We start from the raw sequence: 25,869 nt of genomic DNA, 5'->3' as shown, positions 1-25,869 counted from the left end.
CATTGAGGCTTGATGACCAAGAATGCGACCAGGGCAACAGCGGCGATGGTCGCAGCTCCCTCGGGAGCTGCCCTTCATTGAGGCCCGTGCTGGAACGGGCGGAGACCCCGGACGACAAGGTCGCAGCTCCCTCGGGAGCTGCCCTTCATTGAGGCCCGTGCTGGAACGGGCGGAGACCCCGGACGACAAGGTCGCAGCTCCCTCGGGAGCTGCCCTTCATTGAGGCATGAGGAGCCGGCCAAGCCAGTTGGTGTGGCGGACGTCCAGTCGCAGCTCCCTCGGGAGCTGCCCTTCATTGAGGCTTGACCTTCTTGGCCAGCGCCGAGAGCTTGTTCGACAGGTCGCAGCTCCCTCGGGAGCTGCCCTTCATTGAGGCGTGAGGGTCAGGTAGGCCAGGTTGTCTGACGGCGACGGTCGCAGCTCCCTCGGGAGCTGCCCTTCATTGAGGCTCCACGCCGATGCGGTGGCGGCCGGATCTTGTTGTCGGTCGCAGCTCCCTCGGGAGCTGCCCTTCATTGAGGCAGCGGGGAGTGCGTCAGCGGCTCGTAGATGCGGGTCGCAGCTTGAGAAACTGCTCTTTGCCGAGGCTGGGTCGATGGTGAAGCCGCCTGGTGGTTTGCAGGGTGGTCGCTACCGGAGCGGGCTGGCCATCGCAGGGACCTGCGACGGCCAGCCCGCCCCGGGCGGTCGGGTCCTACGTGTGCCGGGCGGCTCAAATTTCGGGATCGACACTGTTGGCGGACCGACGGTGGGGTTCGCGGACACCTGGTCGGGTGAGCGTGCTCTTGTAGACGGCGATCGACACCATCCGGCCGTCGCGGCCGGCTCCGGTGACGGTCGCCAGGATGCCGATGACGGGGGAGTTCGGGTCGTCGTGGCCGTACCGGATGTCGGAGACGCGGACCCGTATGGCGCGGTCGCCGTACACCCAGTCGGCTTTGCCGAGACGGAGGTTGTCTCCGACGCGCAAGAGTTCGTCAGGCGCTGGCGTCGTCCTCGCGGGGCTGCTGTCCCGGCGACCACAGACCGGACAGGTGCAGGACGGCCCGTACCCGGCGGGCCTTGGCCGGATCCCAGCGTTGCACGATCACCAGCGCGCGGAGGAAAGGCTTGCAGGGTGCCGCGACGTCGCACCGGCGGCATTCGCCGAGCCGGCTGGGCAGATGCACGTTGAGCACGTCGAGCGCCCGGGTGAGTGCCCGCTGGGCGGCCGGGCTGCGGGGCGCGGCGGTCGCGTCGGCGCGTGCGCCGGTTGGTGCTTCGCCGGCCCCGCGCGCCGTGGCCAGGCGGAACCGGCGGTCGGAGTCGACGTCGTTTTGACCGGGGGTACGCCGGGGCAGCGGCGGCCGGTTCGGGGTGGGTTCGGAGTGCGGCGGCGTACCGATCGAGGTGTAGCGGGCAAGTCGTGGCGTGCCGCCGATACCGTCGTTGCGCAACACAGTGGATCTCCCTTGCGGCGGGGACGTTCATGCCTGTCATGATCCACCCTGGACGTCGACGCAGGATTATGAAAGATTGACAGCGGGCAGCGAATCGGACTGTTCTTCTAACCTGAGGGGAAGGATGAGGAAAGATGAGTGGCTACAGCGCGCTGGCGCGGATCCTGAAATTCGCTCGGAATCAGGCCGGTATGACGCAGGAGCAGTTGGCGGCACGGCTCAACGTCTCGTCGTCCCTGATCGCGAAGTTCGAGACCAGCCGACTCATTCCAAAGCCGGACACCGCGCGCCGGCTGGACGCGCTCTTTGACTCGGGCGACATGTTCCGGGAGTTGGCGGCGGAGGCCCGCGCCAACTTCGGCCAGCCGATCTGGGTCCGGCCGTGGCTGGAGCACGAACGCAACGCCACCATGATCCGTTCGTTCCAACCACTGGTCGTGCCAGGCCTGCTACAGACCGAGGAGTACGCCCGCGCCATCCTGTCCGACGGGGGGACCCGCGTGTCGGATATCGAGTCGGCGGTGGCTGGGCGCTTGGCGCGGTCGGACGTACTCCACCGCACCGACACTCCATGCCGGTTGTTCGCTGTCCTGGACGAGACCGTGTTACGACGCCCGATTGGTGGGCCGGCGGTAATGCGCGAGCAGCTCCAGACGATCGTCAAGGCTTGCTCGCAGTCCAACGTCGAGGTAGCGGTAGTGCCATCTTCGACAGGGTCGTACCCCGGCTTGAATGGTCCGGTGGCTATCGGAACCGTAGACGGCCGCACCGTCGCAATCCTGGACGGACCGCTGGGCGGTCAGGTGATCGAGGATCCCGATGATGTCGCGCTGCTGGAGGAGCTCTGGGAGGCGGTCCGAGGCTACGCTCTGCCCAGAGGGTCATCCCTTGATCTGATCATGGAGGTAGCAGAGTCGTGGAGTTGATCGACGCACCCCGCTGGCGCAAGTCCAGCCGTAGCAACGGCCAGGGCGGTGACTGTGTGGAGGTTGCCGACAACCTGCCTGGTCGGGTGCTGGTGCGGGACTCGAAGGATCAGGATGGTCCGGTGCTGACGTTCGGTCCGACCGCGTGGCGGTCCTTCGTGGCCGGCGCCCTCGCCCGGCAGTGAACTGTCCGGTAGGTGGTGGGCCGGTGCGTCGCCGCCCCACCACCTACCGGAGCCACCCTGCTCAACCTTCGGTTGTCGGCGGAGGCTCCCAGTAGACCTCCACCCGGTGACCGTCGGCCGGTGTCGCTGGATCAGTCGTCGAGGAAGTCGTCGACGTGGCGGACCAGTTCGGCCCAGGCGGGTTCGGTCGCGGTGAACAGGTGGTTGGCGCTGTCGAGCAGCACCAACCGGCTGTCGTCGATCAGCGCGGCGAGTTCCGTGGCGTCCGAGGCGGGGACCCGGGGGTCGTTGCGGGCGTGCAGGATCAGCGTGGGGCAGCGGACCTGCCCCGTCAGCGGGAACACGTCCATAGTGGTGATCATCTGGAAGAAGCGGACCAGGTTCTCCAGCGACGTGGTGCGTCGGGTGAAGGCGATGTACGCGTCCAGCTCGGCCGGGGCGGCGTTGGGCAGGAACTGGGCGGCGTAGGCGCGCAGGAAGCTCGGGTCGGCGGACTGCCAGGCGACCGTGGCCAGGTCCAGGTCGACGTCGGCGACCCGGCGGTCCAGATCGGTGCGGGCGCGGGCCTGCCGGCCCCGGGCGTGGCTGCTGATCAGGACCATCCGGGTGACCCGGTCCGGGCGCAGCGCCGCGTAGGCGATCGCGGTGGCGGCGGCCTGCGCCGTACCGATGATCGCGAAGGTGCCGTATCCGGCGGCGTCGGCGACGGTGTCGAGGTCCTCGACCCACACCTGCGGTGAGGCCGACGGCGGGCACCAGTCGGACAGCCCGCAGCCCCGCTCGTCGTAGCGCAGCCCCCGTCGGCTGTTGCGCATCAGGTCCCGGTACCAGTGGATCCACATCGGATCGCGTCGGTCCAGACCGAGGTGGGTCAGCCAGTTGGCGGTGGAGATCAGCGGGGGACCGGCGCCGGTGACGGTGTAGGCGAGTCGGATGCCGTCCCTGGTCCGGCAGAACCGGAATGGCTGTCGGTGTCGCGGACCGAGTGACGGACGGCGCGCAGGGCCGAGGCGAAGACGGACTCGGTGTCGTACTGGCCGAACCAGAGTCGTGCGTGTGCCACCGCCGGAGCATAGCGGCATCGATGCCGCGGTCCTGATCATGATCGAGGGGTTTGGCCAGGTGGTAGCGCTCCCAGCCGGTAACGGTTTGAAAACTTCGCCCACGGTCTTGACACGGAGGGGGTGTTAGTAAGAACTTTTACCACTAACAGTTAACAGTCCTTCCCGAAAGGTCGACGCCGATGGCTGACAGCGAGGTGGAGATCCCCGCGGGGACCGCGGTGGTCGACGCCCCGGGGCCGGCCGACACGGTGCTCGCCCGGATCCGGCTCACCGAGTTCACCGGTGCGCTGCGCCGGGTCGCCGACCAGGTGTTGACCGACCCGGCCGCGGCCGCCCGCGCCACCATCGTCGAGCTGGCCGAACGCAGCGGTACCTCACCGGCGACGGTCACCCGGTTCTGCCGGGCGCTCGGCTTCGACGGCTACGCCGACCTGCGGCTCGGCATCGCCGCCGAGACCGGCCGGGCCCGCGCCGCCGGCTGGACCGTCGACATCGGCCGGGAGATCCAGCCCGGCGACCCGCTCGACCGGGTGCTCGGCCAGATCATGGCCGCCGACACCCAGGCCATGCACGACACCGCCGCCCTGCTCGACCTCACCCAGGTCGAGCAGGCCGCCGACGCGGTCGCCGCCGCCAGCCGGGTCAACATCTTCGGCGCCAGCGGCAGCGCCCTGGTCGGCGAGGAGATGCAGTTCAGCCTGCACCGCATCGGCGTACCCGCCTGGGCCTGGACCGACCTGCACAACGGCCTGGCCAGCGCGGCGCTGATGCGCGACGGCGATGTGGCCCTCGGCATCTCACACACCGGCCAGACCCGGGAGACCATCGAGATGGTCGCCGAGGCCGGCAGCCACGGCGCGACCACCGTCGCGCTCACCAGTTTCCCCCGCTCCACCCTGGCCGACCTGGCCGACATCGTCCTGCTCACCGCCCCCCAGGCGACCACCTTCCGGCCGGACGCGCTCTCCGCCCGGCACCCCCAGCTCGTCGTCCTCGACCTGCTCTACGTCGCCGTCGCGCAGCGGACCCACGACCGCGCGCACGCGGCGTTCCGCCGCACCGCCCGAGCCGTCGACGGTCACAAGGCCGTCGACCGGAGCACGATCCGCCCCGCCGAAACCCCCAGCTGAGGAGCACACATCATGTCGATCTACCCCGATTCCGTGCGGATCCCGTCCGCCGTCGCCGGCGCCTCGGTGCGTCGGCGGACCCTGCTGCGCCGCGCGGCCGCCGCCGGGCTGCTGGCCGGTCCGGCGGCCGGCCTGCTCTCCGCCTGCGCCGGCAGCGACCCCGGCACGGGTACGGAGACCGGCACCAAGAGCGCCGACAACCCGTTCGGTGTCGCCGACGGCAGCAGCGTCGACGTCGTCGTGTTCAACGGCGGCCTCGGTGACGAGTACCCGGAGTTCGACAAGACGCTGTTCGTGGCCAAGCACGACAGCGTCACGGTCAACCTCAGCTCCACCCAGAAGATCAAGACCGAGCAGCAGCCCAAGTTCTCCACCACCCCGGCCGACCTGATCAACAACTCGGGTGCCGACCTGATGGCGATCGACACCCTGATCAACGAGGGCGCGCTGACCGAGCTGACCCCGCTGCTGGACGCGCCGAGCTGGGACGACCCGGCCGTCAAGGTCCGCGACACGCTGCTGCCCGGCACCGTCGACGACGGTACGTTCGACGGCGAGTTCTTCCAGCTCAACTACGCGTACACGGTGTTCGGTCTCTGGTTCGACCAGGCGTTGTTCGACCGCAACGGGTGGGCGGTGCCGACCAGCTTCGACGAGTTCTTCACCCTCGCCCCGCAGATCAAGGCGGCCGGTGTCGCACCGTTCGCCTTCGCCGGCAAGTACCCGTACTACATGCGCTGGCCGATCATGACCTGGATCTGGCTGGCCGGCGGCCGCCAGGCGGTCGTCGACATCGACAACCTCGCCGAAGGCGCCTGGCAGACCGACGCGGTCACCGCCGCGATGAGCGCCGTCGAGAAGATGGTCGCCGACGGCTACACCCTCACCGGCAGCGACACCCTGACCCACACCGAGTCGCAGCAGGCATGGCTGGACGGCAAGGCGGCGTTCCTGCCCTGCGGCACCTGGCTGGAGAACGAGATGCGGGCCACCATCCCGGGCGGCTTCCAGATGAAGATCGCCCCGGTGTGGAACGTCGGCGCCACCGACGCCGCCCCGTACGGCACCGTGCAGGCCGGCTCCGGTGAAGGCTGGATCGTGCCGAAGAAGGCCGCCAACGCCCCCGGCGGCATGGAGTTCCTGCGGGCCATGCTCTCCAAGGAGGGCGCCGGCAAGTTCGCCGAGCTGACCAGCTCGCTCGCCTCGGTCAAGGGCTCCGGCGACAACGTCACCACCTCCACCGCGCTGACCTCGGCCAACGAGCTGATGACCAACGCCCCCGGCGACCTGGTCTCGTTCCGTCACCCCGACTGGTACGCCGACCTGGACAAGGTGGAGCAGAACGCGATCGGCGAGCTGATGGCCGGCCGGATGACCGCCAAGGAGTTCCAGGACACCCTGCAGCAGGCGGCCGACGAGATCGCGGCGGACGACGCGGTGAACAAGTTCACCCGGTCCTGAGTCGTCGCTCCGCTGACCCGACCGAGCAGAAAGTGACCTGACGATGCAGCACGGAAAGGCCCGGTTCGTGACGGGCTTCCTGGCACTGCCGGTGGCGCTGTACGTGTTCTACGTCGTCTGGCCGTACGCCCAGGCGGCCGGCTACTCGCTGACCAACTGGGGCGGCTACTCCGACACCCAGGAGTTCGTCGGGCTGGCCAACTACGTCCGGATGTTCGGCGACGAGCTGATCCGTACGGCGTTCTGGCACAACGTCTTCTTCCTGGTCACCCTGCCGTTGTTCACCATCGCGCTGGCCCTGTTCCTCGCCTTCCTGCTCAATGTGGGAGGGCGCGGGGACAGGGCCGGCGTGCGGGGGGTACGCGGCTCCGGCGTCTACAAGGTGATCTTCTTCTTCCCGCAGGTGCTGTCCCTGGTGCTGGTCGCCATCATGTGGGGCGCCATCTACCGGGGCGACAGTCAGGGGCTGCTCAACGGCATCCTGATCAGGATCGGTCTGGTCGACGCGGAGCAGCCGCTGAAGTTCGTCTCCGACCCGACGCCGTTCCTCGGCGTACCGGCGGTGCTGTGGTGGCTGCTGCTGATCGCCGTCTGGGGCGGGGTCGGTTTCTACATGGTGCTGTTCTCCGCCGCCATGCAGTCGATCCCGAAGGACATCTTCGAGGCGGCGATGCTCGACGGGGCCAGCCGGGTGACCAGCTTCCTGCGGATCACCCTGCCGCTGCTGCGCGACAGCATCTCGGTCGCCTGGGTCTACCTCGGCTTCATCGCCCTGGACATGTACGCGCTGGTCTTCGTGATGACCCCCAACCAGGGCGGCCCCGACCACGCCAGTGAGGTGTTCGCCTCGGTCATCAACTTCACCGCCTTCAACAAGGGCCAGTTCGGCTACGCCTGCGCCATCGGGGTCGCGCTGGCCATCTTCACGCTGCTGCTCGCCGCGGTGCAGTTGCGGATCACCCGCCGTGAGCGGATCGAATTCTAGGGAGGGCCGCGCGATGAGCACTGTCACCAACCCACCGACCAGCGCGGCCAGCCCGCCGCCACCGCCGTCGAAGACCGCCGGCGGTCGGCGTACCGCCCGGGCGCGGCCGCCCCGGCGGGCCGGCGCGGTCAGCGACTCCTTCTTCAACGGCTTCTCCCACCTGTTCCTGCTGATCTGGGGCGCGATGGTGGTGCTGCCGCTGCTGTGGGTGGTCATGTCGTCGTTCAAGGACGACGCGCAGATCATCCGGGAGCCGCTGTCGCTGATCCCGGACCAGCTGCACTGGGAGAACTTCGCCCGGGCCTGGGTCGACGGCGGCATCGGCGACTTCTTCGTCAACACCATCCTCATCGTCGGCGGCGGGGTCTTCCTGACCATGCTGCTCGGCTCGATGGCCGCCTACGTGCTGGCCCGGTACGAGTTCCCCGGAAACCGGGTCATCTACTACATGTTCCTGTCCGGGCTGACCCTGCCGGTGTTCATGGCCGCGGTGCCGCTGTACAAGGGTGTCTACAACACCGGCGTGTTCATCCCGCTGCTCGGCCCGAACAGCCACGTGATGCTGATCCTCGTCTACGTGGCCTGGTCGCTGGCGTTCACGGTCTTCTTCATGCACTCGTTCTTCAAGACGCTGCCGTCCACGGTCGCCGAGGCGGCGATGGTGGACGGCGCCTCGCACAGCACGCTGTTCTTCCGGGTGATGCTGCCGATGTCGAAACCAGGGCTGATCAGCATCGGCATCTTCAACGTGATCGGCCAGTGGAACCAGTGGTACCTGCCGTACCTGCTGATGCAGCCCAGCGGCGGTGAGGCGAAGAACCAGGTGATCGCCCAGGGCCTGATCGACCTGTCGGTGAACCAGGGCTACAAGTCCGACTGGTCGGGCCTGTTCGCCGGGGTGACCATGGCGATGCTGCCGGTGCTGCTGGTCTACATCGTCTTCCAGCGGCAGGTGCAGTCCGGCCTCACCGGCAGCGTCTCCAAATAGCCAGCATCTCCAGGCAGCCGGCGGCGGTCAGTACACGTAGGTGACGTCCACCATGTGCGCGCCCCCGGTACGGGGCGGCGACAGCAGATGGGTGGTCGACGCGGGCACCGCGAAGTAGAACGTCCAGCTCTGCGACGCGGGCTGGTTGACGAAGTCGGTGGTGACGCCGGACGCTCCGGGCAGCTTCGAGCAGCCGGCCGGAATGCACAGGTACGCCTCGACCCCTGAGTGGTTGCTCAGGCTGTACGACCAGTGCACGGTGGTGATCAGCGCGCCGGCCGGCGCGGTGCCGGACGCGGTGCTGCTGGCGTACCACCAGTTCGTCTGGTACAGGACCCCACCGATGGGGTTGCGCATGTAGTTGCTCACCGCCGCCTCGGCGGCATTCGCCGGCAACATGACGGCGATGATTGCGCTGAACGCGACGAGCGTACGGCGTAGTGCTTTCATAATCGTCCTCCCGATGATTGAGGCGGATCTCGAATCTAACCGACCGATCGGCTCTCAGAAATGTTTCACCATGTTCTCGACATACGCATTTCTGCGTTCTTGACCTGACCCTGACCACTGCCCGTCGACACGGTTGCCCACCTGGTGTTCGCAGGTCTGATGCATGTGTGGCATCGCGATGCCACACATGCATCAGACCTGGAGAGCACATGCGTCAGGCCCGCAGGGCGGGGTCGGCCGGGTAGCCGGCTGTCGCACCGAATGACCGGGAGACCGGTCCGGTGTCGTACGCCGGGGCGACAATGAGCGGGTGCTGGTGGCGGTGGCGGCGGGTCCGGGCGGCGGCGGGGTGCGCCGGCTGCTGCACGCCGATGGGCGGCCCGCCGGCCCGGTCGAGGCCGTGCCCGACCTGGCGGCGGCCGTCGACCGGCCGCCACCGTCGCAGGCACCGGCGGCTGGGCTGCCACCGTCGCAGCCACCGGCGGCGCGACCAGTACCCGAGCCACGCTGGCTGTGGGCGACGACCGCGGCGATCTACCCGGCCCTGCTGCGGGCCGGCGTGCGGGTCGAGCGGTGCCACGACGTCGAGCTGACCGAGGCGCTGCTGCTCGGCTACGACGGACGCTGGGGCGAGCCCCGGTCGCTCGCCGCCGCGTACGCCCGGCTGACCGGCGCGCCGGTGCCACCCGACCCGCCCGCGCCCGGTGCCGCGCCGCCCGGGCACGGTCAGACCGCGCTGTTCGACGACGTGCCGGCCCCGGCGACGGTCGCCGATCCGATCGACGCGCTCACCCGGGTGTACGCCGACCAGCAGCGCCGCATCGCGGGCACCGCCCGGCCGGAACGGTTCCGGCTGCTGGTCGCCGCCGAGTCCGCCGGCGCGCTGGTCGCCGCCGAGATGGGTGCCGCCGGGCTGCCGTTGCGGGCCGACCTGCACGACGCGCTGCTCACCGAGCTGCTCGGCGCGCCGTCGCCGGTCGGCGGGCCGCCGCGCCGCCTGGCCGAGCTCGCCGGCCGGATCGCCGCCGCGTTCGGAGTCCGGCAGCTGCACGCCGACTCACCGGCCGAGGTGCTGCGGGCCTTCGCCCGGGTCGGGATCAGCCTGCCGAACACCCGGGCCTGGGTGCTGCGCGGCGTGGACCACCCCGCAGTTCCGCTGCTCATCGAGTACAAGGAACTGCACCGGATCTGGACCGCGCACGGCTGGGCGTGGCGGCAGGCATGGGTACGCGACGGCCGGTTCCGCCCCGAGTACGTGCCGGGCGGGGTGGTGTCCGGCCGGTGGGCCACCCGGGGCGGCGGGGCGCTGCAGATCCCCAAGGCGGTCCGCCGGGCGGTGGTCGCCGACCCCGGCTGGTGCTTCGTGGTGGCCGACGCCGCCCAGCTGGAGCCACGGGTGCTCGCCGCGATGTCCGGTGACCGCCGGCTGGCCGCCGCCGGCGGTGCCGGTGACCTGTACGCCGCGCTGGCCCGCGACTCGTTCGGCGGTGACCGGGCCCGGGCGAAGGTGGCGCTGCTCGGCGCCATGTACGGGCAGACCGGCGGCGCCGCCGTGCCGGCCCTCGCCGTGCTGCGCCGCAGCTACCCGGTCGCGTTCGAGTACCTGGAGTCGGCGGCCCGGACCGGGGAGACCGGTGGCCTGGTGCGCTCCTGGCTCGGCCGGACCTGTCCACCGTCGGACGTCGGCACCCCGGCCCGGGGGCGGTTCACCCGCAACTTCGTCGCCCAGGCGACCGCCGCCGAGTGGGCGCTGATCCTGCTGGCCACCGTTCGTCAGGCGATCGCCGGCACCGCCGCCGAGCTGGTCTTCTTCCAGCACGACGAGGTGGTGGTGCACTGTCCGGCGACGCAGGCGGCGGCGGTGGCCGTCGCCGTGCGGGAGTGCGCCGGCCGGGCCACCACGGTGCTGTTCGGCGACACCCCGGTCCGGGTGCCGCTCGAGGTGTCCACCGTCACCTGCTACGCGGACGCCACCTGATCGCCACCTGATCGTTGGGCCCGTTGTGCGTTCCATCGGATCGGGCAGCGTTTGGCGGGCGCTGTGACCGCCGGCCGGGCTGGACCGGCCGGGCAGACGTTGCGGGGGTGGCTCAGCTGAGTCGGATCGCGGGGATGATCATCGCGGCCGGTGGGGGTCGGCGGATCGGCGGGCCGGAGGCCCTGCTGTACCGCGGCGACCAACTGCTGGTCGAACGGGCGTTGCGGATCGTGGGGGAGACCGGCTGTGATCCGGTCGTGGTGGTCCTCGGTGCCGCCGCCGACCAGGTACGCGACACCGCCGACCTGACCGGCGCCACCGTGGTGGTCAACCGGGCCTGGGGGACCGGGCTGGGCTCGTCGCTGCGGGTCGGCCTGGACGCGTTGAAGGACTCCGACGCCGAGGCGGTGGTGGTGTTCCCGGTCAACATGCCGGGGATCACCGCCGACGCGCTGCGCCGGGTGACCGCGCTGCCGTACCCGGAGGTGCTGGTCTGCGCCACCTACGCCGGCACGCGCAGCTACCCGATGGTGTTCGGCCGGCGGCACTGGGCGGCGATCGCGACCCTGGCCAACGCCGACGGCGGTGCCCGGCCGTACCTGCTCGCGCACACCGGCGAGGTGATCGACATCTCCTGTGACGGGGTCGCCGAAGGCGGGCAGGTGAACACCCCGGAGTCGGTCGCGGCGTGGGGGCTGGCGGTGCCGGTGCAGCGCACCCCGGCGTGACCCGACCCGCGGCTCGCTCTAACCTGACGGGTGGCTCAGCTGTCGGTGAAGTGCCGGTGCACCGCCGGGATGGCCAGCCCGATGATGGCCAGCACCGACACGACGCTGAACACACCGCGGAGCACGACCACCTCGAACTTGCTGCCGGCCCTGATGGAGAACCGGTCCGACGGGCCGATCATCCGCCACATCCGCCGGTCGATCGGGATCGGCCACAGGATCGGTACGCCGGCCCGGGTGATCAGGTCACCGAGAATGTGGACGAAGCAGCCGACCCCCATCGCCAGGCCGAGCATCGGGTAGCCCCGGTCACCGGGCAGATGCAGGTAGGTGAAGTAGGCGGCGCCCAATGACAGCAGGGTGACGATCACCCAGCCGGCGCGTTTGGCCCACTCGTCGAACAGGCCCCGCAACGCCAGGCCGATCATGAAGAACAGGATGGCGATCACCGCCCATTTGCCGTACGCGGCGCACAGCGCGGTGGTGCCCCAGCCGACCAGCACGGTGAACGGGATGGTGTGGGTGAGGGTCCGGTGCCCGTTCTTGCGGTTCGGATCCTTGCTGAGCTTCGTCGCGTGGTAGACGCCGAGGGAGATCTTCTCGATGACCTCGGCGACGAACAGCGACACCACCCCGAAGGTCCGGGCGACGGTGGCGCCGCCCTGGTTGCGAGTGACCTTGCCGGACAGGTCCAGGTCCGGGAAGAGCGCGCCGCCGGCGCAGACGGCGGTGCCGACCGCGATCATCAGTGGCGACTGCTCGTAGCCGGCGAACTGATCGAGCGCCCAGGAACCGGCGAGCCACACGGCGGCGCCGGAGAGCGCGTGGGACGGACCCATCATGGTCGAGCTTCCTCCAAGGTCAACTTCTCGGCGGAGGTCACTCTGTCAGATGGTGGTGGCACCGTCCACACCGGTACGGCGGTCAGAGCACCCGGGTGACTCCTTCGCTGTCCACCCTGGGGTCGAGCCGGTCCGGGTCCAGGTTGACGCAGAGCACCACGCTCGCGCCGACGGCGAGCGGGGCGAGCAGCCAGAACAGCGGGTGCTCGTGCTGGCCGCCGTCGACCAGCACCCGGTCGCCGGCGGTGACGTCCTGCTGCGCGGCGATCTCCAGCGCCAGCGAACCCCACTCGGCGTAGCTGGTCCCGTCCACGCTGGCCAGATCACCCGGCCGGACCAGCCCGTACGCCGGTGGCTGACCGGGGTACCGGCACGCCTCGGCGAGGAAGTCCCGGTAGCCCTCCGGCGGCGGGGTGCCCGCAGCGGCCCGGGCACCGATGTCGAGCATGAAGCGGTGCCGCGCCCCGGGCACGTCCTCCAACCAGTCGTCGATCCGGCCACGGGCGGCGAACACCGCGTCCAACGGCTCGTCGCCACCCGGCTCGATCACCGGTAGGCCGGCGGTGGCGGCCAGCCGGATCGACACCGACACCCCGATCGACCAGGCACCCAGCAGTACGGCGGCGGTCTGCCAGTGCGGCGGCAGCAGGATCGCCGCCCGGTCGCCGGTGACCAGCCCGCAGCCGTCGCGCAGCACCGCCGCGGTCCGGGCCGCCCAGGCACCCAGCGCGGTCGCGGAGAGTTCGGTCCGCTCGCCGGTGGCGTCGTCGTAGCAGGTCAGCAGGGGCGTCGTCGGGTCGCCCGGGTAGATGCCCAGGCCGGGCGCGCTGGCGAGGGCGGACGCGTCCATGCGTACTCCAGGGTGTGAATGATCGTCGCGGCCGACCCTACCGGGTCAGGGCGCCGGGGACCCGTAACCGTGCGGCCACGTCGCGCAGTCGGGGCCAGGTCACGGCGGTGGTGCCGGCCGGGGCGCCGGCGGTCACCCGGCGCAGCATCCGGTCGGTCTCGTCCACGTCGAGCCGTCGTCTCGGGTCGCGGCGCAGCAGACCGGCGAGCACCGGCCGCAGCGGCCCGGCCCGGGTCGCCGGGTCCGGTGGCGCGGTGGCCAGCGCGGTCAGCGTCGCCATCGGGGTCGACCGGGCGTACGGGGAACGGCCCTGGACGGCGGCGTACAGCGTGGCGCCGAACGACCACAGGTCGGCTGCCACGGTGGACACCCCGTCCCGGGCGCGTTCCGGCGCGATGTACTGCGGCGAGCCGATCACCATCCCGGTCCGGGTGAGCGCGCCGTCGCCGTCCAGGGTGGCGAGTCCGAAATCGGTCAGTACCACCCGGCCCCGGTCGCCGATCAGCACGTTGTGCGGCTTGACGTCGCGGTGCAGGACCCCGTGGCCGTGCGCGGCCCGCAGCGCGGCCAGCACCCGCCGGCCGATCGCCGCGACCCGCACCGGCGGCAGCGGGCCGTCCTCGGCGACGACCTGGTGCAGCGAGCGAGAACGCACGTACTCCATCACGATCAACGGGCTGCCGGCGACGTGCCGTACGTCGTAGATGCGGACCACGTTGGGGTGGTTGAGCCGGGCGGCGCTGCGCGCCTCCCGCAGCGTCCGGCGGCGCAGCGCCTCGCGTTCGGCGCCGTTCATCCAGTCCGGGGGCAGCACCTCCTTGACCGCGACGTCGCGGTGCAGGACCTCATCGCGGGCCAGCCAGACCCGCCCCATCCCGCCGCTGCCGACCGGACGTACGAGCCGGTAGCGGTCCGCGATCAGCTGCGGTGACACGATCACCGTCTCCCATCGTCAGCCCACGACTGCATACAGTAGTCGTGGGCTGACGATGCCGGATCAGCTGGAGAAGCGGCCATCATCCACCGTTTCGCTGCCCCGGGTGACCTAACAGCCGAGTACATTAACGGGCAGCCGAGGGTGCCGACGAGCAGCTGAAGCCGTCTACGAGACGGCGCCGCCGACCGCCGCGAGCAGGTTGCCGTCCGGCACGACGAGTTTGCCCGCGCCGCCGGCCAGCTGCGCGGCCGCCCGCCGGGTGTTGAAGCCCGGCGCCTCGCGCACGGCGGCGGCGTACGTGGCGGCGGTCTGCGCCGCGATCGTCGCCCAGCCGTACCGCCGGGTCACCAGCTGCCGGGCCGACCGGGCCACCCGCCGGGCGAACAGCTCGTCGGAGAGCAGCGTGTGCACCGCCTGGGCCAGCCCGTGCGGATCCTGCGGCCGGAACGTCGTACCGGTCACGCCGTTCTCGACGATCTCGGCGAGCCCGCCGGTGGCCGACACGGCCAGCGGCGCGCCGGCCGCCGCCGCCTCCAACGCCACCATGCCGAACGGCTCGTAGAGGCTCGGCACCACGGTCGCGTCGGTCGCGCCCAGCACCGCCGGCAGCTGCGACTCGGTCATGAACCCGGCGAAGTCGATCAGGTCGGCGACGCCGAGCCGCGCGGCCTGCGCCTGCAGTTCACCCCGGTACGGCCCGTCGCCGGCGACGATCACCCGCAGCCCGGGATGGCGCTGACGCAGCCACGGCAGCGCGGCGATCAGGTGCTGGACGCCCTTCTCGTAGACCAACCGACCGGCGAAGCCGATCAGCGGCCCGTCGGCGGCGTACCGCTCGCGGGCCGCCGCCACCGCCCGCGTCGACGATCGCCACACCCGGTCGTTCACCCCGTTGGCGATCACGTCCACCCGCGACGCCGGCAGCTCCAACAGGTGGCTGACCTCCCAGCGCATGTAGCCGGAGCAGGCGATCACCCGGCACGACTCGTGGCCGAGCCAGTGTTCGATGGAGTGGATGGACTTGTTCATCTCGTCGGGGAGCCAGCCCTGGTGGCGGCCGGCCTCGGTGGCGTGGATGGTGGCGACGAGGGGGATGTCGAGGTGTTCCTTGAGGGTGACGGCGGTGTGGGTGACGAGCCAGTCGTGGGCGTGGATGACGTCGTATTCGGCGGTCTGGGTGGCGCGCAGGGCGGCGCGGGTGAGGGTGTGGTTGAAGGCCATGGTCCAGGCGAGGAGGCTGGGGGTGGCGAGGGGGAACAGGGGTGGGTCCTCGGCGGCGCGGATGATGCGGACGCCGTCGGCGTATTCCTCGAGGGGGGCGCCGGGGGCGTGGCGGGTGACGACGGTGACCTCGTGGCCGGCGTTGGCCAGGGCGACGGAGAGGGCGTGCACGTGTCGGCCCAGTCCGCCCACCACGACGGGTGGGTACTCCCAGGACAGCATCAGAATCCGCTGCGACCGTGGTGCGCGGATGTCGATCACGTCGGCGGCAGGTGACATCGGCAGACCCCCCTCAATTCAAATCGGCACCGGACATGCGCGATCAGACACCTATTGCGGGTGCTGACGCGTCTTTGGGTTGCCGACGATACTGCCGGCAACGGGATAACCAGGGAAGACATTCGCGTTGCGCTGATGTAACAGGAACTGATCAGACTTGTCGGACCCGGAGTAGTTCGGCCACCGACCACGCCTGGAACGGGCAGCCGGTGGCGCCGTGCGGCGGATCCCCGTCAGCCGTTTCGCTGACCGAGCCGAGCCCGTACTCGCTCAGGTGGGCGGTCAGCCCGAGGAACACGTCGGAGATGTCCAGACCGGCCCGCCGGGCCGCCGACACGTACGGTCCGATCAGCCACGGCCAGACCGTGCCCTGGTGGTAGGCGCCGTCGCGGCGGGCCGGGCCGCCCCGGTGCTGCCCGAGGTAGCCGGCCGAGTCCGGGGCCAGGCTGCGCAGACCCAGCGGGGTCAGCAGCGCCGCGCCGATCGCCCGCAACGGAGCCGGGTCCGGCTCCAACGGGGCGTACGGCAGCGACCAGGCGAGCAGCTGGTTCGGGCGCAGCGCGTCGTCGTCGGCGTGCGGATCCCCGCCCAGCGGGTACTGCGCCGGGGTGTCCAGCACGTCGTAGAGCCAGCCCGACGGGGCCGGGTAGCGGGCCCGGAACGACTCCTGCGCCTTCGGGTACACGCTCGTCGCCGCCCCCGGGTCACCGTCCACCAGCTGCGCCAGCTCGCTCACCGCCGCCAGCCCGTTGACCCACAGGGCGTTCACCTCGACCGGCTTGCCTTCCCGGGAGGTGATCGGCACCCCGTACACCCGGGCGTCCATCCAGGTCAGTGCCTCACCGCCGGCACCGCCGGTGAGCAGCCCGTCGCCCTCGTCCACCCGGATGCCGTACCGGGTGCCGCGCAGATGGGCGGCGACCACCTCGCGCAGCGCCGGCAGCAGCTCGGCCGCCAGGTCGATGTCGCTGGTCGCGGTGACGTGCCGGTCCACCGCGTGCAGGAACCACAGGGTGCCGTCGACGGTGTTGTACTCCACGTGCCCGGTGTCGGCGGTGTTCGCCAGCATCCCATCGGACAGCGTCGCCGCGTAGCCGCGCAGCAGCTCACGGCCCTCGTCGGCCCGCCCGGTCGCCAGGAACAGCCCTTCGTACGACGTCATCGTGTCCCGCGACCACGCCCCGAACCACGGGTAGCCGGCCACCACGTCCGGCCCGGAACCGGTGCGCACCACGAACGCGTCGGCGGCCAGGGCCAGCGTGGCGTCGACGGCGTCGGCCGGTTTCGCGGCCGCCACCACCGCCCGGTTACGGGCCCGGGCGGCGGCGACGATCGTGGCCGCCGGTGCCGGCACCTGTTCCAGCTGTTCCGCCCACGCGGTCACCTCGGCCACCGCGCCGGGGCCGTCGAGGGTGGCGGTGAAGCTGCCCGCGTACCACAGGTCCTCCTCGGCCCGCAGCCCACGCGCCGCCTCCTCGCGGTGATACACGCCGTCCCACCAGTTGCCCGCCGGCACCCAGTCCGGGCCGTGCACCCGGAACGCGCCCTCGATCACCGTCCCGCCGTCGACGTTGTCCATCCGCGGCGGGGGAGCCTGCCTGTCCCGTTCGCCGTGCGCGTCCCGCCAGGTGGTCACCGCGGCCAGGGTGAGGGTGACCGGCCCGCCGCTGACCAGCCGGTGGGTGACCGCCACGCACGGCGAGCCGTGCGTCATCGCGATCTCCCGTTCGATCACCACGTCGCCGATCCGCCACCGCCAGCGCGGCACCCCGTCGGTCAGGTCGAACCGTTCCAGCAGGGTGTGGCCGGGCGGGTCGACCACGCCGGACGACCATTCGTGCACGCCGAGGCGGACCTGCGCGCCGGACGGCAGGGTGACCGCCGGGTCCAGGCTGACCAGCCCGACCCGCCGGGCCGCCGAGGTGGTGCCGGCGACCACCAGCAGGCCGTGGTAACGCCGGGTACGTAGACCGCTGACCGTGCCCATCGCGTAGCCGCCCCGGCCGTCGGTGACCAGCCACTCCCGGCTGGCTCCGGCGGCCAGGTCGCCGCAGACCTGCGGTCCGAAGCTGATGTCGAGCAATGTTCCTCCATGGCTGGTCGACCGGCGAGAGGGCTGCGGGCCGGTGGCGGGACGTGGCGGTGGGGTGTCGATGGCGGTGCTGGGCGGTGACGGAGCCGGGCTGGCCGGCGAAACGGCGCTGGTGTGCCGGCAAGGTGACGGTCCGACAAGTGCCGGAAACACGTCCCAGGAAGAATGACCGTCATGGTCAACTCCAGGCGGACGTATCGTGATCCGGAGCGCACCCGGTTGGCGGAAGCCGACGCGGGTGAGCAGCCGTGGCGGGCATGGGGGCCCTACGTGTCAGAGCGGGCATGGGGCACGGTACGGGAGGACTACAGCGAGCACGGTACGGCGTGGGACTACTTCCCGCATGATCATGCCCGATCGCGGGCGTACCGCTGGAACGAGGATGGCATGGCCGGCGTCTGTGACGACCGGCAGACGTTCTGCTTCGGCCTGGCGCTGTGGAACGGCGAGGACCCGATCCTCAAGGAGCGCATGTTCGGCCTGGGCGGCGACGGCGGCAACCACGGCGAGGACGCGAAGGACTACTGGTGGTACGAGGATTCCACGCCCACCCACTCCTGGATGCGTTGGCGCTACCACTATCCGCAGGCCGCCTTTCCGTACGACGATCTCGTCGCGGTCAACGGTATGCGCGGCCGCGACGAGACCGAGTATGAACTGGTCGACACCGGCATCTTCGACGACGACCGGTACTGGGCGGTAACCGTCGACTACGCCAAGGCGGGGCCGACCGACATGTGCATCGAGATCACCGTGGCCAACCGGGGCGACACCGATGCCCGACTGCACGTCCTACCCAGCCTGTGGTTCCGCAACACCTGGGCGTGGGGGCTGCCCGGCCGCGACCAGATCCCGGTGCTCACCGGCGACGGCGACCGCCTGGTCGGCCACCACTGGGTGCTCGGGCAGCTGGTGCTGCAGGGCGACGGTGACCCCACCCCGCTGCTCTGCGACAACGACAGCAACGCCGAGCGGCTCTGGGACCAGCCGTCGCGCACCCCGTACCCGAAGGACGGCATCAACGACCACGTCGTCGACGGCGCCGACACGGTCAACCCGGAGCTGACCGGCACCAAGGGCGCGCTGCACTACGTGCTGAACGTGCCGGCCGGCGGCGAGGACCGGATCCGGCTCCGGCTGACGTTGACCGCGTCGCCGCCGGGCAACACCCCGCCGCCCCGGCTCAACCTCGGCGCCGGGCACGCGGCGACGCTGGCCGCCCGGCACGCCGAGGCGGACCGCTACTACGACACCGTCATCCCGGCCGCCGCCACCGACGACGAACGCCTCGTCGCCCGCCGGGCATTCGCCGGCGTGCTCTGGGGCAAGCAGTTCTACCACTTCGACGTCGCCCAGTGGCTGACCGGCGACCCGGCCAGCCCGCCACCGCCGAACGGGCGTGGCCACGGCCGCAACGCCGCCTGGTGGCACATGAACAGCTTCGACGTCATCTCCATGCCGGACCCGTGGGAATACCCCTGGTACGCCGCCTGGGACCTGGCGTTCCACTGCTCCACGCTGGCCCGGGTCGACCCGCAGTTCGCCAAGGACCAGCTGCTGTTGCTGCTACGCGAGTGGTACATGCACCCCAACGGGCAGATCCCGGCGTACGAGTGGGCGTTCGCCGACGTCAACCCGCCGGTGCACGCCTGGGCGGCGCTGCGGGTGTTCGACATCGACGGCCGGCGCGACTTCGAGTTCCTCGCCCGGATCATGCACAAGCTGCTGCTCAACTTCACCTGGTGGGTCAACCGCAAGGACATCAACGGCAACAACGTCTTCGAGGGCGGCTTCCTCGGGCTGGACAACGTCGGCCCGTTCGACCGGTCCGCCGCGCTGCCGGTGGCCGGGGTGCTGGAACAGTCCGACGGTACCGGGTGGATGGCGACGTACGCGCTGAACATGCTGGACATGGCGTTGACCCTGGCGGTGCACGACCACACCTACACCGACATCGCCACCAAGTTCCTGGAACACTTCGCCTACATCGCCGCCGCCGCCTACGACCAGGGGCTGTGGGACGAGGAGGACTCGTTCTTCTACGACCAGCTGCGGCTGCCCGACGGTGACACGCTGCCGCTGAAGGTGCGGTCGGTGGTCGGCCTGCTGCCGCTGGCGGCCACCACCACGCTGCACTCCGGCACCCTGGCCCGGCTGCCGGAGCTGGCGGCCCGGCTGCGCTGGTTCCTGACCAACAAACCGGAGTACGCCGACGTGATCGGCGCCCGCCGGCTGGCCGGCGACGGCCGGCAGCACCGGCTGCTGTCCATGGTCGGCCCGGAGCAGATCGTGCGGATCCTCGCCCCGATGCTCGACGAGGACGAGTTCCTCTCCCCGTACGGGCTGCGCACCCTGTCCCGGCGGCACCTCGACGAGCCGTTCACCGTCTCCCTCGGCGGGCAGGACTTCACCGTCGGCTACGAGCCGGCCGAGTCGGCCAGCGGGCTGTTCGGCGGTAACTCCAACTGGCGGGGCCCGATCTGGATGCCGACCAACTACCTGCTGGTCTGCGCGTTGCGTGACTTCGCCACCTTCTTCGGCGACGACCTGCTGATCGAGTACCCGACCCGGTCCGGCTCCAAGCGCACCCTCAACGCGATCGCCGACGACCTGTCGCACCGGCTGATCTCGCTGTTCCTGCGCGACGGGTACGGCCGGCGGCCGATCTACGGCGCCGCCGAGACGTTCCAGCAGCACCCCGACTGGCGGGATCTGATCGCCTTCCCGGAGTACTTCCACGGCGACAACGGCGCCGGCCTGGGCGCCTGGCACCAGACCGGCTGGACGGCGCTGGTCGCCGATCTGATCCTGACCGTGCGGGCCGACCGGCGGGGTCAGCCCGGCTGACCCCGCCGGCGGGCGTACTCCGGTGCGTGCTCGGGACGCGGTCCGATGCCGATCAGGTAGGCGGGTAGCAGCGACGCCGGTGGGAACCGGCGCATCAGGGTCAGCAGCGGGGCCGGTGGGCCGACCCGCCGACCGTCCAGGATCGGCTGGACGATGGTGCGGTGCAGGTTCTGCTGCAGGGTCTGCACCACGACGGTCGGCAGGGCCCGGCGGGCCCGTACCGTGGCCAGCTCCGCCGGGGTGATCCGGCCCCGGCGCAGCGGCCCGGCCAGCCGGGTCGCCGCCGCGACGGCATCGGCGACGGCGAGGTTGATGCCGACCCCGCCCACCGGGCTCATCGCGTGCGCGGCGTCGCCGATGCAGAGCAGACCGTCGCGGTGCCAGCGGCGCAGCCGGTTCACCCGTACGTCCAGATGTTTGACGTCGTCCATGCTGGTCAGCGCGTCGAGCCGGTCGGCGAGCCGGGGTGCGACGGTGGCCACCTGGCGCTGGAACGCCGCCAGCCCGCGGCTGCGCAACTCGGCGTCGGTCCCCTTGCGGGCGATGTAGGCGACCTGCAGGTGGCCCTCCCGGGGAAACACCACGACCATCGCGCCGTGGCCGGCGGCCGGCACCAGGCCCGGCAGGTCGTCGGTGTCGCGCCGGGGCAGCCGGAACCACCAGGCGTCGATCGGCACCGGGAACTCGCGGGGCCGCAGCCCGGCCGCCCGTCGCACGGTCGACCAGCGCCCGTCGCAGGCCACGGTCAGCGCCGCCCGGATCTCGCCGGTGACACCGTCCGTGGTCCGGTAGCGCACCCCGGCGACCCGGTCGCCGTCGTGCAGCAGGCCGGTCACCTCGGTCCCCGTCCGCAGGGTGAACGTCGGTTCGGCCGACGCCGCCTTGGCCAGCAGGTTGAGCAGGTCCCACTGCGGCACCATCGCGATGTACGGGTGCGGGGTGTGCAACCGGCGCAGGTCCCCGACGACGATCTGCCGGTCCTCGCCGGTCGGAAAGGCGACCTCGTGGATCCGGGTCTGCGGCAGAGCGGCGAACTGGTCGCCGAGGCCGAGCTCGTCGAGCAGCCGCAACGTCGACGGGTGCACGGTGTCGCCACGGAAGTCCCGCAGGAAGTCCTCGTGCTTCTCACAGACGACCACCCGCACCCCGGCGCGGGCCAGCAGCAGGCCGAGCATCATGCCGGCCGGTCCACCACCGGAGACCACACAGTCGGCGGTGTCAACGCCCATCACGACCACCTCCATCGATTTCATTACGCGTTGAATAAATCGACGATAGCGCGACTGCGGCGATCCGTCCGACCCATCGGACCGGTGTGGGCAACCACACCGCCCGACTGAACGCGGGCGGGTCAGCCGACGAGCAGCGGCAGCAGAGTGAGTGAGTTGACCGCGCCGTGCACGGCGACGATCGCCCACCCGTTGCGGTACCGCGACCACAGGTAGCCGAGGAACAGGCCGAGCCCGCCGTTGAACATCAGCACCACCGCGACCATGTCGGCCAGCGGGCCGGTGCCGATCCGGTGGGTGTGCATCGCCGCGTACAGCAGCGCGGTCGCGGTGATCGCGGGCCAGCGGCCGAGCAGCGCCTCCAACCGCGTCTGCAGCAGCACTCGGTAGAAGACCTCCTCCAGCACACTCGCGGTAAGGAAGGTCAGCAGCATCGCCCCGAGCAGGACCATCGGCTCGTAGGCCCGGTAGCCGGACAGGTCGGACGGTCCGGTCAGCGGGCTGTAGTACGCCAGCCAGGCCCAGCCGACGACCGCCGGCAGCGGACCCAGCCAGTACCACCGCCCCGGGACCGCCCGCCGATGCTCCCGGCCGTCGGGCGGTGGCGCCGGCCAGTTCCGCAGCACCCACCAGGCGCCACCGAGAAGCAGCGCGACCTTCACCGGGCCGTACCAGACGCTTCCCGGCCCGAGGAGCAACGCCAGCACGGCGAACGCCACCGCGACCGTGCCCAGGCCGACCACCTGCCGGGTGAGGGCCGACCGCGCGTCGGCGTCCGCCGGGCGCAACGCCGGCAGCTGCGGCGGCACCAGCCTGGCCAGCAGCATCCCGGCGACCAACGGCACCACGACCGTGGGGATCGTCACCGGGGACGCCTCGACGTCCGCCGAGGTCGTCACCTCGGTACGCCCGGTGGCGAGCAGCCACAGCGCTGCGCCGCCGATCATCGCCAGGCCGAACCCGGTCAACAGCCGGTCCAGTGCGACGGCGCGTGACGGCATGGCGCCGAGGGTAGCCAGCGGTCGCATCCCACTGCCCTGGCCGAGCGCGCGGGTAGGGTGGCGGGCATGGCTGTCACCTCAGAGATGGTGCCGCTGGGCACCCCCGCGCCCGACTTCGCGTTGGCGGACGTCACCGGTCACGTGGTCCGCCGCGACGACTTCGCCGACGCCCCGGCACTGCTCGTCGCCTTCATCTGCAACCACTGCCCGTACGTGAAACACGTCGAGGTCGGACTGGCCAAGGTGCTCGCCGAGTTTCCGACCCTGGCCGTCGTCGGCATCTGCACCAACGACGCCGAGGCGTACCCCGACGACGCCCCCGCGCAACTCGCCGCCCAGGCACAGCGGGCCGGCTGGAGCTTCCCGTACCTCGTCGACGCCACCCAGCAGGTCGGCCGTGCCTACCAGGCGGTGTGCACTCCGGACTTCTTCCTGTACGGCGCCGACCGCACCCTGGCCTACCGGGGCGCGTTCGACGACTCCACCCCGGGCAACGGCAAGCCGGTCACCGGTGCCGCGCTGCGGGCCGCGATCGAACTGGTGCTGGCCGGGCACCCGGTGCCAGAGCCGCACCAGCCAAGCATGGGCTGCTCGATCAAGTGGCGGTCCTGACCGGACCGTCGGCGCGGGCGGGGTCCGGCCACTGGTAAACCCCGGTGGTCAGCTGCGCGTCAGTCCGGTATGACCCATCTGCGCGTACCGACGATCGTCAGCCTCGCCATGCTCCTGGCCGCCGCCGGCTGCACCGCGACCGACCCGGTGGGAACCGGTGCCGGCCAGCGGGAGTCACCCGTGGTGGTGGACCCAGGCCGGAGCGGACCGGGGGGACCGGACGGAACCGATGGCCCCGGCTCGGGTGATCACCGGGTGCGCTACGACTGGGCGGTGCCGTCGCAGACCGTCGTCATCCGCAACGACGTCCGTCCGCCGGTCGCACCTCGGCCGGCTCCGCCACTGCCGTACCTGGTGGAGATCGAGGCCACCGACCACGTCGACACCGACCCGGCGTACAGCCGGATCTCGTTCGTGTTCCGGTCCGGATTCCCGTCCTACGAGGTCGGTTACCAGCCGCGGATCGTCTTCGACGGCACCGGCGAGCCGGTCGACCTGGCTGGCGACTGCTTTCTGCAGATCCGGTTCGTCTCCGCGCAGGCCCACGACGCGTACGGCCGGATGTCGGTCCAGCGATCGCCGGGCCCGCAGCTGCGGCTGGGCAGCCTGCGTGGCTACGGGTTCGCCGGCGACTACGAGGGCCGGGTCACCTACGGTCTCGGTATCGACCCGGCCGGCGGGCCGGACCAGCCGCCGCCGGTACGGGTCGCCGAGGTCGGCCTCGGCGACCGGTTCGTCGTCGCCGTCGATGTCGGGTACTGACCACCGACCCTCTGCGGTTGGGACCGGCGCGGGGACCGCTGCGGCTGGGGCCGTCGCACGGACCGTGACCCGGTCCGGCAGGATGTGGCCCGGCGGGTACGGGTACCGCCCGGAGCGGGCCGGCCGAACGGACGGGACGGACAGGAGAGACGGTGTCTGACGCGGTGGTGGTCGGAGCCGGCATCATCGGGCTCAGCTGTGCCGTCCGGCTGCAGCAACGGGGACTACGGGTGACCGTGGTCACCGCCCACCCCGTCGAGCAGACCGTGTCGGCGGTGGCCGCCGCGGTCTGGTACCCGACCCGGACCGACGGTACGTCCCGGGTGCTCGACTGGGCCCGTCGCACCTTCGACGAACTGGCCGACCAGGCCCGGCAGCCGGTGCCGGGGGTGGTGATGCGACCGACCCGGATGCTGCTGCGTGCCCCGGTCGACGATCCACCGTGGTGGGCAGCGGCCGTTCCCGACCTGCGTTACTGCCCGGTCACCCCGGTGGTGCCGGCCACCGGCGCCGCTCCGGCCGGTGGGGTGGTGGCCGAGTGGCGGTGCACGGTGCCCACCGTGGAGATGCGGCCGTACCTGGACTGGCTCACCCGACGGTTCGTCTCCGCCGGCGGCGTGCTGCGCCAGCGTGACCTGTCCGATCTGGCCGAGGCGGGCCAGCTGGCGCCGGTGGTGGTGAACGCCACCGGCCTGGCCGCCGGTCGGCTGGCCGCCGATCCTGCGGTGCATCCGATCCGCGGCCAGGTGGTGCTGGTGGCCAATCCCGGCATCGCCACCTCGGTACGCGACGAACACCACCCCGACGGCTCCACGTACGTGCACCCCCGGCGGCGCGACGTCGTGCTCGGCGGCACGTTCGAGCCGGGCGTCGACGGCGAACTGCCCGATCCGGCGACGAGCCGGGCGATCCGGGCCCGCTGCGCCGCCCTCGTTCCCGAGCTGGCCGGTGCGGCGGTCCTCGCCCAGCGGGTCGGGCTGCGGCCCGGGCGGCACGGCGGTGCCCGGGTGGAGGCTGATCCCGCGCCGCCGGCCGGGGTCACCCGGCTGATCCACTGCTACGGCCACGGCGGTGCCGGCGTGACGCTGAGCTGGGGCTGTGCCGACGAAGTAGCGTCGCTGGTCAGCGAAGCGGCGTGACAGTGCCGCGCTGGCTCAAGACGTCGGGCCGGCCTCAGACGTCGGGCTGGTCGAGCGCGGCGACCGTCACCTGGTACGACGGTTCGTCGGCGTACTCCTCGCGGTAGCAGATCCGCTGGATCTGCCGGTCGGTGACGAACAGCGCCACGTCGACGAGGACGCCGAGGTGGGCGACGGTGCCGACCGGTTCGTGGCGCTTGTCCTGCAGTACGTCGCCGATGCCGCCGAGGAAGTTCGTCGCATAGCCGAACTGGTGCCCGCTCGGGCGGCGTACCACGACCTCCAGCGCAACCGGCTCGGTCAGCGGCGTCCAGCCGCTGCGCTGCGCCGCGTCGCACGCCGCGGTCAGCAGGGTACGGACCCGCGCCGCCTGGCGGTTGCCGGCGGTGAAGATGGACAGTGTCTGGTTCTTCAGTGGCGGCAGGCCCGGGACATCGAACGCCAACGCGAGCGCCTGACGGTCACGCATCAGGACCTCCTCAAGGATCGACGGCGGGGCCCGCCGGGCTGCCGGCGGACGTACCGGGCTGCCGGCGGGCGTACCGGCGGGAAGAGCGGGTCGGCGGCGGCGGCGACCGAGTCGTAACGAAAGCTACCTACCCCGTTCACGTGTCGCCCAGGGTCCGTTCGTTCACAATCCCGGATCCAGTGTTGTGAGCCGGGCCGGCGGCGCGAGCGCCGCACTCCCGATGTCGGACGGATCGGCGGGCACCGTCGGAGCCGA

General features: G+C 71.3%; 23 protein-coding genes, 1 pseudogene and 1 CRISPR repeat array (1 of these 25 running past the window's edge). Of the genes and pseudogenes, 12 read left to right on the top strand and 12 right to left on the bottom strand.

All coding sequences use genetic code 11. The features are described from left to right. A CRISPR array of direct repeats spans window positions 1-522; the repeat unit is 36 nt; unit sequence GTCGCAGCTCCCTCGGGAGCTGCCCTTCATTGAGGC (it extends 1,413 nt beyond the left edge of the window). 190 nt (window positions 523-712) lie between these two features. Next, window positions 713-928 (bottom strand): hypothetical protein, encoded by a 216-nt coding sequence (locus EDC02_RS13825; protein WP_148083451.1) that lies wholly within the window; start codon window positions 926-928, stop codon window positions 713-715. Window positions 929-977: 49 nt separating this feature from the next. Beyond that, a complete protein-coding gene (locus tag EDC02_RS13820) occupies window positions 978-1,439 on the bottom strand; it encodes a hypothetical protein (protein WP_123602308.1) in 462 nt (153 codons plus the stop codon). 134 nt (window positions 1,440-1,573) lie between these two features. Here EDC02_RS13820 and EDC02_RS13815 point away from each other — a divergent pair, with 134 nt between their 5' ends. Together EDC02_RS13815 and EDC02_RS13810 are read left to right on the top strand one after the other, a co-directional pair. After that, a complete protein-coding gene (locus tag EDC02_RS13815) occupies window positions 1,574-2,365 on the top strand; it encodes a helix-turn-helix transcriptional regulator (RefSeq protein ID WP_123602307.1) in 792 nt (263 codons plus the stop codon). Further along, complete coding sequence (locus tag EDC02_RS13810; protein WP_123602306.1) at window positions 2,356-2,550, top strand: DUF397 domain-containing protein; 195 nt, start codon at window positions 2,356-2,358, stop codon at window positions 2,548-2,550. Before EDC02_RS13815 ends, EDC02_RS13810 begins: the two co-directional genes overlap by 10 nt. Before the next feature lie 131 nt (window positions 2,551-2,681). Here EDC02_RS13810 and EDC02_RS13805 read toward each other — a convergent pair whose 3' ends face one another. Continuing rightward, complete coding sequence (locus EDC02_RS13805; RefSeq protein ID WP_255500284.1) at window positions 2,682-3,392, bottom strand: alpha/beta fold hydrolase; 711 nt, start codon at window positions 3,390-3,392, stop codon at window positions 2,682-2,684. Between the two features lie 401 nt (window positions 3,393-3,793). Between EDC02_RS13805 and EDC02_RS13800 the strand changes: the two genes are divergently transcribed. The 4 genes from EDC02_RS13800 to EDC02_RS13785 are packed head-to-tail and all read left to right on the top strand — an operon-like array spanning window position 3,794 to window position 8,178. After that, entirely contained in the window at window positions 3,794-4,744 is a 951-nt protein-coding gene (locus tag EDC02_RS13800; protein WP_123602304.1) for a MurR/RpiR family transcriptional regulator, read from the top strand. A gap of 12 nt (window positions 4,745-4,756) precedes the next feature. Continuing rightward, window positions 4,757-6,205 carry an N-acetylglucosamine/diacetylchitobiose ABC transporter substrate-binding protein gene (ngcE, locus tag EDC02_RS13795; protein WP_123602303.1) on the top strand — a complete coding sequence of 483 codons (1,449 nt, stop codon included), beginning with the start codon at window positions 4,757-4,759 and terminating at the stop codon, window positions 6,203-6,205. 43 nt (window positions 6,206-6,248) lie between these two features. After that, window positions 6,249-7,190, top strand: a complete 942-nt coding sequence (locus EDC02_RS13790; RefSeq protein ID WP_123602302.1) for a carbohydrate ABC transporter permease — start codon at window positions 6,249-6,251, stop codon at window positions 7,188-7,190. 13 nt (window positions 7,191-7,203) lie between these two features. Next, entirely contained in the window at window positions 7,204-8,178 is a 975-nt protein-coding gene (locus EDC02_RS13785; protein ID WP_123602301.1) for a carbohydrate ABC transporter permease, read from the top strand. Window positions 8,179-8,205: 27 nt separating this feature from the next. Here EDC02_RS13785 and EDC02_RS13780 read toward each other — a convergent pair whose 3' ends face one another. Beyond that, window positions 8,206-8,628: a flagellar protein FlhE gene (locus EDC02_RS13780; protein WP_123602300.1), complete on the bottom strand. Its 423-nt coding sequence runs from the start codon at window positions 8,626-8,628 to the stop codon at window positions 8,206-8,208. Window positions 8,629-8,938: 310 nt separating this feature from the next. Between EDC02_RS13780 and EDC02_RS13775 the strand changes: the two genes are divergently transcribed. Further along, on the top strand, window positions 8,939-10,606 hold the full coding sequence (locus tag EDC02_RS13775) for a bifunctional 3'-5' exonuclease/DNA polymerase (protein ID WP_123602299.1): 1,668 nt from the start codon (window positions 8,939-8,941) through the stop codon (window positions 10,604-10,606). A 134-nt stretch (window positions 10,607-10,740) separates the two neighbouring features. Next, window positions 10,741-11,334 carry an NTP transferase domain-containing protein gene (locus EDC02_RS13770; protein WP_123602298.1) on the top strand — a complete coding sequence of 198 codons (594 nt, stop codon included), beginning with the start codon at window positions 10,741-10,743 and terminating at the stop codon, window positions 11,332-11,334. A 35-nt stretch (window positions 11,335-11,369) separates the two neighbouring features. On the opposite strand, the gene EDC02_RS13765 is transcribed toward EDC02_RS13770, so the two are convergent. The 5 genes and pseudogenes from EDC02_RS13765 to EDC02_RS13745 all read right to left on the bottom strand — a co-directional run bounded on the left by EDC02_RS13765 (window position 11,370) and on the right by EDC02_RS13745 (window position 17,546). Further along, window positions 11,370-12,176, bottom strand: coding sequence for a metal-dependent hydrolase (locus tag EDC02_RS13765; RefSeq protein ID WP_123602297.1), 807 nt, complete (start codon window positions 12,174-12,176; stop codon window positions 11,370-11,372). Window positions 12,177-12,258: 82 nt separating this feature from the next. Further along, window positions 12,259-13,026, bottom strand: coding sequence for a TIGR03089 family protein (locus EDC02_RS13760; protein WP_123602296.1), 768 nt, complete (start codon window positions 13,024-13,026; stop codon window positions 12,259-12,261). A 136-nt stretch (window positions 13,027-13,162) separates the two neighbouring features. Continuing rightward, a pseudogene (locus EDC02_RS13755) lies at window positions 13,163-13,966 on the bottom strand (serine/threonine-protein kinase); the annotation flags it as partial. A gap of 162 nt (window positions 13,967-14,128) precedes the next feature. Continuing rightward, the gene (locus EDC02_RS13750; protein WP_123602294.1) at window positions 14,129-15,463 is read right to left on the bottom strand and encodes a glycosyltransferase family 4 protein; all 1,335 of its coding nucleotides are present in this window, start codon (window positions 15,461-15,463) and stop codon (window positions 14,129-14,131) included. 151 nt (window positions 15,464-15,614) lie between these two features. Beyond that, window positions 15,615-17,546 (bottom strand): amylo-alpha-1,6-glucosidase, encoded by a 1,932-nt coding sequence (locus EDC02_RS13745; RefSeq protein WP_123602293.1) that lies wholly within the window; start codon window positions 17,544-17,546, stop codon window positions 15,615-15,617. Between the two features lie 183 nt (window positions 17,547-17,729). On the opposite strand from EDC02_RS13745, the gene EDC02_RS13740 reads away from it, so the two are divergent. Beyond that, window positions 17,730-20,402, top strand: coding sequence for a glucosidase (locus EDC02_RS13740; RefSeq protein WP_123604767.1), 2,673 nt, complete (start codon window positions 17,730-17,732; stop codon window positions 20,400-20,402). Here EDC02_RS13740 and EDC02_RS13735 read toward each other — a convergent pair. Further along, entirely contained in the window at window positions 20,390-21,631 is a 1,242-nt protein-coding gene (locus EDC02_RS13735) for an FAD-dependent oxidoreductase (protein ID WP_123604766.1), read from the bottom strand. The two genes, EDC02_RS13740 and EDC02_RS13735, sit on opposite strands and share 13 nt — an antisense overlap. Window positions 21,632-21,753: 122 nt before the next feature. After that, window positions 21,754-22,632, bottom strand: coding sequence for a CPBP family intramembrane glutamic endopeptidase (locus EDC02_RS13730; protein WP_158632191.1), 879 nt, complete (start codon window positions 22,630-22,632; stop codon window positions 21,754-21,756). Between the two features lie 66 nt (window positions 22,633-22,698). Between EDC02_RS13730 and EDC02_RS13725 the strand changes: the two genes are divergently transcribed. The 3 genes from EDC02_RS13725 to EDC02_RS13715 all read left to right on the top strand — a co-directional run bounded on the left by EDC02_RS13725 (window position 22,699) and on the right by EDC02_RS13715 (window position 25,145). Beyond that, window positions 22,699-23,244: a thioredoxin family protein gene (locus tag EDC02_RS13725; protein WP_123602291.1), complete on the top strand. Its 546-nt coding sequence runs from the start codon at window positions 22,699-22,701 to the stop codon at window positions 23,242-23,244. A 69-nt stretch (window positions 23,245-23,313) separates the two neighbouring features. Then, complete coding sequence (locus tag EDC02_RS13720) at window positions 23,314-24,006, top strand: hypothetical protein (protein ID WP_123602290.1); 693 nt, start codon at window positions 23,314-23,316, stop codon at window positions 24,004-24,006. A gap of 152 nt (window positions 24,007-24,158) precedes the next feature. Beyond that, window positions 24,159-25,145 (top strand): FAD-dependent oxidoreductase, encoded by a 987-nt coding sequence (locus EDC02_RS13715; protein WP_123602289.1) that lies wholly within the window; start codon window positions 24,159-24,161, stop codon window positions 25,143-25,145. A 34-nt stretch (window positions 25,146-25,179) separates the two neighbouring features. Here the strand turns inward: EDC02_RS13715 and EDC02_RS13710 are convergent, their stop codons facing one another. Beyond that, window positions 25,180-25,614, bottom strand: a complete 435-nt coding sequence (locus EDC02_RS13710) for a hypothetical protein (RefSeq protein WP_123602288.1) — start codon at window positions 25,612-25,614, stop codon at window positions 25,180-25,182. Window positions 25,615-25,869: the final 255 nt, after the last annotated feature.

The organism is Micromonospora sp. Llam0 (assembly GCF_003751085.1).
GTDB lineage: Bacteria > Actinomycetota > Actinomycetes > Mycobacteriales > Micromonosporaceae > Micromonospora_E.
This window is presented reverse-complemented; position numbering and strand designations above follow the sequence as displayed.